We start from the raw sequence: 6,027 nt of genomic DNA on the forward strand, positions 1-6,027 counted from the left end.
GCTCCAGTCGCGCCCACTCCGCGTCGGTCAGGTCATGACGATCGAACACGACCCAGGCCTACCGGACCCACACGTCAAGATCTGCGAGACACGCCCTAGCGCCGTGGGATGTCTGAAACCGCCTTTGGGGACAGGTCGGAGCCTCAGTCCGTCGTGGCCGGACAGGGATCCATCATTGGCACGCCGTGACCGGGTTGGAGGTTGGTTCTGTCATCAGGCCGAGGACTCGTTGCCGTCAAGGCTGATCACTCGGCGGGCACCGGAGGGCTTTCCGACGTAGAGAGCGCTGGCGAGACGGAAGCGCAGCTCCGTGAGGCGGTTCAGCGCGCGCTCAAGGTCTCCACGGATACTGCGAAGTTCTGCAAGAGAGCCGGGACCCGGGGCGCCTGTGCGCGGGTGCACCATTCGCCAGCCCTCGGAGTCGAGATCACGGCCAACGAGCGCGGCCAACGCGGCGTCCGGATCCGGGCTCTCAAGGGCCGCTACCAGGTCGGGCACGGGGGTCGTAGCGTCTGGACCGGTCAAGGTCCAGACGCTGTGCATCGCAATGTGCCGATGGTCGAGGGCCATGTAGGCGGCCTGCACGGTGTCGCGGGCGTGCTCCAGCAGTTCTTCCTCGAACAACTCCTCCAGCCGGTCCAACGACGTGTCGCGCAACCACCTGCTGGAGCCGCGACGCAGCTTCTCGAAGTCCCAGTCGGTGCGTTTGCCGGCATGCAGCGCGGACAGCAGCAACGCGTACTCCTCATCCACCCGCGCAGCGGCGATGGCTACGCGGCCGATCTCCGCGGAGATCGCAGTTGCCGGGTAATCAGGGCCGAGAGCGACGCTGGTTAGCTGAACGTTCAGCACACCAACGACCTCGGGCGGGGCGGGATGGTTGAGCTCGTCCTCATGGTGAACGGGCGGGGTCTCGTCGCCGGACATCGAGAGTCCCTCCGTGGGGGATCTGGGCAAGCAGCTTCCGCTACTTCTACTCGAGGCTTCCCCAGTCTCCATTGGGGATGGCCGAGCGGGCGGGTGACGAGGTCGCTGAGTGCGAACATGTCGAGGACACGGCCTAGGTAGACCCAGCGGTCGACCAGGGGCAGGTCCACGGGCCGGTGCTTGGTGAAGGCGGCGCGGAAGCCATCGGAGAAGCCGGGCGGATAGTCCGCAGCGAAGCGAGCCATGTTCGCGGCATCGCCGTAAGGACAGCCGGAGTAGCTGGAACTCCCAGTCCAGGATGGCCTCCACGCACCAGCGGCTGCCGGTGCCGGGGACCAAGATGTTCTTGGGGTTGACGTCGGCGTGCACGAGGCGCGCGTGGTCATCCACGGCGACCAGCGCTGGCGCATGAACTTCACAGAGGCCCACCCAGGCTCGCCGGGTGGCCGGGTCGGGCCGCGTGAGTGGGGTGTCCCTCATGCACGCCTCGGCGACCTCTACGAGCTGCTGCGACCACGGCGGCTCGCGGCGGACGCCGAGAGTCTCGTCGGTGAAGAAGCCAGGAGCGGTAAAGCGCACCGCGCCGAGACCGGCGACAACCTGCCCCACCTCGGCGCCGAGGCCTCCGCCTCGGTCCGCCGGAGTTGCCGGCCGGGTGAGCGGTCGGGACCACCGCCGGAGAGGACATCGCTGAGCAACGTGCCCGGCACATGCTCGAGCACCATCAGCGGTCGTCTGCCCTTGACCGCCCGTCTAACCAGCAGCACCTGGGGAACGGGCACGTACGCCACCGCGGTGGCCATCACCGCCGCTTCGACCGCCGGGTCCCCGCCACCCAGGCGGACAACGACCTGCCCGTCGCTCAACGTGAGGAGGCACGTCTGATGTGAGAACCGCCCGCCAACGTGCGGCTCGCCACCGCGGCGCTGCCCAGCGCGGCGGCCACCTCCTGACCCTCCTCGGTTATCACCCGAGAAGTCTCACCCACGCACGCCCGCACGCCGATCGATCGTGAACATCGTGTCCATCTCATCGTTCGCCCCGCTGGACAACACGGCCGCCTACGGCTCGACGAAGTCCGCACTGCTCGCCATGAGCAAGGCGGCCGCCGTGGAGCTGGGCCCGTCCGGAATCCAAGTCAACATGATCCATCCGGGAGGCGTGGCAACGGAGATGGGCGCCCGGCGGGCAGATCCCGGAGGAGTACTCCTCCATTCCCCTCGGGCGTATCGGGAGGCCGGACGAGATCGCCACGGTCGCTGCCTTCCTCGCCTCGGACGACAGCTCCTACTGCACAGGAGCCGAGATCGTCGTGGACGGCGGGCTGACGCTGGACACCCACCGACCCGTTGTCAGCACCGACTGACGACCCGCCCGTTGCTAGGGGGCAGTTTTGGGCCGTCGTTGACAGCAGGGGACAACGGATCCCAGGCCGGGATGTACGGCTGAGGTCCAGGGCCGATCGCCCATGCGCGGCCGGCGTGGCTGACCGCGTCGGCGGTCGGCCGGCGAGCGCTCCAGCGTTACAGCGGCTCGATCACGGGGACGGCAGGTCCGCCTGCGGGGTACCGGCCCGCTGAGCCTCGGCGTTGCGGAAGCGGCGTACCGAGCCGATGACGTAGTAGGTGGACAGGCTGAGGAAGACGACGCCCAGCGTCGCCCGGGCGTGCTCGTCGCGCAGCGGTGTCCTGGCCGCCAGCCTGGGCGCGACCCGGTCGGCCGCTGCCTTCCGCCAGCCCTTGTTGACCCCGGCCAGCGGCGCGCTGAGCAGACCCGCCGCTGCCCTCCTGCCGGGAGTCGTGGCGGGCCGGTGCCGGCGGGGATACCGGTCGCCGCGCGAAGCAGGATATGCCGACCGGTACCGGACTTCCCTCGGGCGCGCCGCCGCGTACGCCTGGTGTTCCACGCCGCGGTTCCCGCGACGCAGCGCCGTGGTCACCGACTTGAGCACGAAGGACCCGGACATCGCGAGGAACACCAGGCCCAGGGCGGCCCTGGCCTCGCCCCGCGACAGCGGCGCGGACGTGGCGACCCGCGGGGCGACACCGTCGGCGACCTTGCGTCGCCAGCCGGCCGCGACGCCGGCCTCACCGAGTTCTCTCAGCCGTGCACCGGGAGCCGGCCGGGTCCGGTGCCCCCGCTGACCAGCAGACGGCGGCGGGGGCACCGGAGTCTCCAGCGCGGCAGTGCCCGCCGGTGGGGCGGCAGGCTGGGTCGGAACATCAACTGCCGGCGCGGCCCCGTCGTCCGGGGCGACCCGTACGGCGTCCCCGCCGTCCCCAGCCCGGTGCGGGTCGGCGAAGTCCTGCCGGAACCGCTGGGCGCCGGCGACGAACCCCGCCTGCCATCCCCGCAGCTTCTCCTCACCGCGGCTGCGCAGGTCGGCCTTGCCGCGGATCTCCTCCGCCTTGTCCCGAAGGGCCTCGACCTTTTCGCCGAGATCCTCCCGCGTCTGCTCGATCTGCTGTTTGATCACCGCCTCGTCGTCGGTCATCAGCTGCCGCTCCTGTTGCTGCCCGACGCCGGGCGACCGTCAGCCGGCTGCGGACGCGCAGCCTCCTTGGCCACCTCGACGTCCTCTTTGAGGCTCTCCACGGTGCGCTCGGGCACCGGCGGCCCAGCCGCACGCAGCCGCGACCGCCCGACCACGGCCAGCCCGCCGGCCACCACGCCCCAGAAGCCGGTGACCACCAGCGCGGCCGCCCACGCGGGCAGGACCAGACCGACCAACAGGATCAACCCGGCGGTGAGCGACCCGAGCAAGGCGAGTGCCACCACACCGGCGGCCCCCAGCATGGCCACCCCGGGAGCCGCGGTGCGCGCCTTGCCGCGCAGCTCGACCTTGGCCAGCTCGATCTCTTGCCGGACCAGAGTCGACGCATCCTGCGTGAGACCCTTGGCCAACTCGCCGAGCGACGCGTTCTCCGACTCCGGTCGACCCATACCGTGCGCCACAGCAGTCACCTTCCCCACCGGTTGCGTGCACCGTCGTGATCGCCGCCACGAGAGGCCATACCCAAAGTGCCTCCGGCGATGCCTCTCATGTGAGGAACAGCAATGACATGTGTCCTGGCTCAGGACATCCCGGACGGGTGTCTCAGGACATGCCGGACTGATGTCTCGGGTCATGCCAGACGGTCGGCCGAGGCTTGGCCATGTCAAAAGCCCGGCTGGTCATCACCGCGCTCGAGGTCGAGGGCCGGTTCCGGCCGAGGTCGTCGCGGCCTACGGCGTGTCCCGCTCCTGGCTGTATGAACTGCTGGCCCGCTACCGGGCCGAGGGCGACGCCGCGTTCGAGCCCCGCTCGCGGCGCCCACACACCTCCCCTCGGGCCACCCCGCCGCAGACGGTGGAGCTGGTGCTGCGGCTGCGCAAGCGGCTGAGCGAGTCAGGGCTGGACGCCGGCGCGGACACCATCGGCTGGCACCTGGCCCACCATCACCGGATCACGCTGTCGCGGGCCACGATCAACCGGATCCTGGTCCGGCACGGCGTCTAGAACACGAGCCGCGCCGGCTGGGCATCGTGCAGAAGAACAGCGCCCCAAATCACCCCACCACCTGCGGCAAGGTCGAACGCGTCCAGCAGACGCTGAAGAAGTGGCTGCGCGCCCAACCCGTCCAGCCCACCACGATCGCCGAACTGCAGGCCCTGCTCGACCTGTTCATCGTCGAGTACAACCAGCACCGGCCCCACCGGTCCCTGCCCCAGCGGGCCACCCCGGCCACCGTCTACACCGCCCGACCCAAGGCCACCCCCACCGCCGACCGCAGCCGCGACACCCACGACCGAGTCCTTCCGCGGCGGCCAGCACGACCCGGGCGCGCAGCACTTCCCGGTGCGCGCACCGCTGCGACCTCGCCCGGGCGGTCAACACCCGGCGGTCGGTGTCGGTCACCACTAGCCGATGGGGGCTCGCCAGTGCCATTGCTTTTTGTCCCGCCGCCGGCGTCGATCCCGACGGTGCCACGCCGCCCGGCGGCCAGGATGAGGCGATGGCGAAGAGGATCCCGGACTCCACCAAGCACTCGCTGCACTGGCGACTGGCCGACCGCGCCCGCGAACGCTGGCCGGACCTGGCCGAGGTGCGGATGCGCTACCGGGCCGGCTTCGCCTACGTCGAGGGCGTGCTGGCCGCCGGCCCGGTCATTCCGCTGTGCCGGCTGCGCTACCTCGGCTCCGCGGGGTCGAGCGGTTCCTGGCCGAGATCGCCAAGGGAGCCTCGGGCAAAGGGGCTGCCCGGACGGTGCGAACGGTGCTGCGCGGCGTGCTGGACCTGGCGATGAAGCACGACGCCATCCGAGCCAACCCGGTGCGGTCGGCTGGCCCCATCAAGGTGCGGACCACCAAGCCGAAGGGAACCCGGGACGCTGAGCGGTCCTTCACGGAGGCGGAGCGGGATGCGGTGATCGCCTACGCCGATGCCGACCCCATCGCCGCCCGGCGCGACCTGGCCGACCTGCTGGCCTTCCTGGCGGGCACGGGTGCCCGCATCGGAGAGGCATGCGCCCTGCGCTGGTCGGCGCTGGACCTGGCCGAGGGGACGGCAGAACTCGGTCCGGTCGTGGTCCGAGAGACCGGGACCGGTCTGCACATCCAGGACGACGGCAAGACCGAGAACAGCACCCGGACGATCAAGCTCCCCGCCGACCTACTGGCCCGCCTGGTGGCCCGCTCGGTCTACGCCGAGCGGAACGAGCGGAACGAGTGGGACGTGGTGTTTCCCTCGCCCCGTGGTCGCCTGCGCGACCCGAGTAACACGAGTCACGACGTGGGTGACCTGCTGACCGCCGCCGGGCACGAGTGGGCCACGGCGCACACGTTCCGGCACACGGTGGCGACCGTGCTGGGCCTGACGCTGTCCGGGCGCGAGGTCGCCAACCACCTGGGGCACGCCCGAGCCAGCATGACCATGGACCGCTACATGAGCCGCCGCACGGTGAGCGACCGAGCCGCCGACCTGCTGGTGCTCGGGGGTAGGACCGCCCAAAGTGTCGGATACCAATGAGATCGCGCGAAGGTTGACTTCAGGCAACGGCGGCGATGTACGCCAATTCGGGGTCGCCGAAGAAGCCTCGGACGATGTGCGGTAGGCGCTGC

The 6,027-nt window shown here is 70.5% G+C and carries 7 protein-coding genes and 3 pseudogenes; 6 read left to right on the plus strand and 4 right to left on the minus strand.

Translation table 11 applies throughout. From position 1 onward, the window contains the following. Positions 1 to 213: 213 nt before the first annotated feature. Both CNO22_RS29480 and CNO22_RS30260 read right to left on the minus strand, forming a co-directional pair. On the minus strand, positions 214 to 927 hold the full coding sequence (locus CNO22_RS29480; RefSeq protein ID WP_100501975.1) for a hypothetical protein: 714 nt from the start codon (positions 925 to 927) through the stop codon (positions 214 to 216). Positions 928 to 1,221: 294 nt separating this feature from the next. Next, a pseudogene (locus CNO22_RS30260) lies at positions 1,222 to 1,560 on the minus strand (phosphotransferase); the annotation flags it as partial. A 372-nt stretch (positions 1,561 to 1,932) separates the two neighbouring features. Between CNO22_RS30260 and CNO22_RS30265 the strand changes: the two are divergent. Both CNO22_RS30265 and CNO22_RS29990 read left to right on the plus strand, forming a co-directional pair. Further along, positions 1,933 to 2,109 (plus strand): annotated as a pseudogene (locus CNO22_RS30265) (SDR family NAD(P)-dependent oxidoreductase); the annotation flags it as partial. Between the two features lie 31 nt (positions 2,110 to 2,140). Then, positions 2,141 to 2,293, plus strand: a complete 153-nt coding sequence (locus CNO22_RS29990) for an SDR family oxidoreductase (protein ID WP_332870104.1) — start codon at positions 2,141 to 2,143, stop codon at positions 2,291 to 2,293. 171 nt (positions 2,294 to 2,464) lie between these two features. On the opposite strand, the gene CNO22_RS25130 is transcribed toward CNO22_RS29990, so the two are convergent. Beyond that, complete coding sequence (locus CNO22_RS25130) at positions 2,465 to 3,421, minus strand: DUF3618 domain-containing protein (RefSeq protein ID WP_100501977.1); 957 nt, start codon at positions 3,419 to 3,421, stop codon at positions 2,465 to 2,467. Continuing rightward, complete coding sequence (locus CNO22_RS25135) at positions 3,421 to 3,882, minus strand: phage holin family protein (RefSeq protein WP_198588584.1); 462 nt, start codon at positions 3,880 to 3,882, stop codon at positions 3,421 to 3,423. Before CNO22_RS25135 ends, CNO22_RS25130 begins: the two co-directional genes overlap by 1 nt. Positions 3,883 to 4,054: 172 nt before the next feature. Between CNO22_RS25135 and CNO22_RS28605 the strand changes: the two genes are divergently transcribed. The 4 genes and pseudogenes from CNO22_RS28605 (at position 4,055) to CNO22_RS25150 (ending at position 5,935) form a co-directional block, all read left to right on the plus strand. Then, a complete protein-coding gene (locus tag CNO22_RS28605; protein ID WP_269799636.1) occupies positions 4,055 to 4,426 on the plus strand; it encodes a helix-turn-helix domain-containing protein in 372 nt (123 codons plus the stop codon). A gap of 26 nt (positions 4,427 to 4,452) precedes the next feature. Beyond that, a pseudogene (locus CNO22_RS30270) lies at positions 4,453 to 4,578 on the plus strand (hypothetical protein); the annotation flags it as partial. A 344-nt stretch (positions 4,579 to 4,922) separates the two neighbouring features. Next, on the plus strand, positions 4,923 to 5,213 hold the full coding sequence (locus tag CNO22_RS29490) for a hypothetical protein (RefSeq protein WP_232807340.1): 291 nt from the start codon (positions 4,923 to 4,925) through the stop codon (positions 5,211 to 5,213). Beyond that, positions 5,183 to 5,935, plus strand: coding sequence for a tyrosine-type recombinase/integrase (locus CNO22_RS25150; RefSeq protein ID WP_100501979.1), 753 nt, complete (start codon positions 5,183 to 5,185; stop codon positions 5,933 to 5,935). Before CNO22_RS29490 ends, CNO22_RS25150 begins: the two co-directional genes overlap by 31 nt. The last annotated feature ends 92 nt before the right edge of the window (positions 5,936 to 6,027 follow it).

Origin of the sequence: Geodermatophilus chilensis (genome assembly GCF_002802985.1) — a bacterium.
GTDB lineage: Bacteria > Actinomycetota > Actinomycetes > Mycobacteriales > Geodermatophilaceae > Geodermatophilus > Geodermatophilus chilensis.

Bases quoted from the DNA above. Each gene is read 5' to 3' on its own strand.
- CNO22_RS25130 (WP_100501977.1), bottom strand. From the start codon at position 3,421: ATGACCGACGACGAGGCGGTGATCAAACAGCAGATCGAGCAGACGCGG.
- CNO22_RS29480 (WP_100501975.1), bottom strand. From the start codon at position 927: ATGTCCGGCGACGAGACCCCGCCCGTTCACCATGAGGACGAGCTCAAC.
- CNO22_RS28605 (WP_269799636.1), top strand. From the start codon at position 4,055: ATGCCAGACGGTCGGCCGAGGCTTGGCCATGTCAAAAGCCCGGCTGGT.
- CNO22_RS29490 (WP_232807340.1), top strand. From the start codon at position 4,923: ATGGCGAAGAGGATCCCGGACTCCACCAAGCACTCGCTGCACTGGCGA.